This is a genomic window from Magnetospirillum moscoviense, assembly GCF_001650635.1.
Classification (GTDB): Bacteria; Pseudomonadota; Alphaproteobacteria; order Rhodospirillales; family Magnetospirillaceae; genus Magnetospirillum; species Magnetospirillum moscoviense.
The window spans coordinates 1-1,014 of sequence record NZ_LWQU01000087.1 but is presented as its reverse complement, the minus strand read 5'-3'; the positions used below and the strand labels follow the sequence as shown (position 1 = coordinate 1,014).

1 tRNA gene is annotated in these 1,014 nt (G+C 56.8%); it reads left to right on the top strand.

What is annotated here, in order from left to right:
* Positions 1–593 precede the first annotated feature (593 nt).
* Positions 594–670 (top strand) — tRNA-Arg (locus A6A05_RS04250).
* The last annotated feature ends 344 nt before the right edge of the window (positions 671–1,014 follow it).

Genomic DNA, 1,014 nt, shown 5'->3' with positions numbered 1-1,014 from the left:
GTCCGTACCGCCTTGATTTCTATATCAGATTTGGCAGTCGCTGTCACGAAATCGCAGCACCATCTGGGAAATCCGGGCTAAATTGTCAGACGCAGTGTCGCGGATTCATTGACAGGTTCCGGCCAACGCAAGTGACGAAACACGAACGCGGGAGATGCACTCGCATTTCATGGAACCGGTCACGGATGTTGGGGTACCAGGAAAGCTCCAAGCCCTCAGAGGTAACCTGCCGGGCCGTCGCGTAAGAAATGAAGCCCGGATTGTCCCAGTCACCCCCAGCCAATCCCTTGAGAAGGGCTAGCTCATAGGCGGCCATCCATTTCTCATCCATCAGGAAGAGGTCTCGCTCTAACGGGACGTCCTCCATACGATAAATCTCGATTTCATCGTGCTTGAACATGCCCGGCGAGGCCCCAAGTGGTGACCCCACCATTCTCGCCAAACCAACCTCGTTGGCAATATCTGGCAACAGGCAACACGCGGCCCCTTTCTGTTCTCATTGGGGCATGGTCATCCTCTCCACAAAGGGGGTTGCCCAACTCCGCAGAAATCCAGTATTGTCCGCCCCTCTCCGGTCATCCGTGGCCGTATGCGCAGCCGTAGCTCAGCTGGATAGAGCGCTGCCCTCCGAAGGCAGAGGTCGTAGGTTCGAATCCTACCGGTTGCGCCAAATTTTATCCAATAACATCAAGGCATTAAGCCGGACCGATGGGTTTGGTCATTGTCTTCGATTGAATTTTCGCTGCAAATGCGCTGCACTGGCTCAGTGAGAATGCAGCGCAGAGGATGCGATGGCTTCGATTTTGGAGCGCCGAAACCGGGATGGTCAGCTGATCGGCTACCAGTGCCAGGTTCGAAAGAGGGGCTACCCTCCCCAGATCAAAACCTTCGGCCGCAGGGCGGAGGCCGTCGCCTGGGCCGCAATCATCGAGTCCGAGATGGCGGTGGCCCAGAGGTGCCGATCAGCGGCAATCGTAGTCACCATAATGGCCAATAGGGGGCGATGTGGGCGGC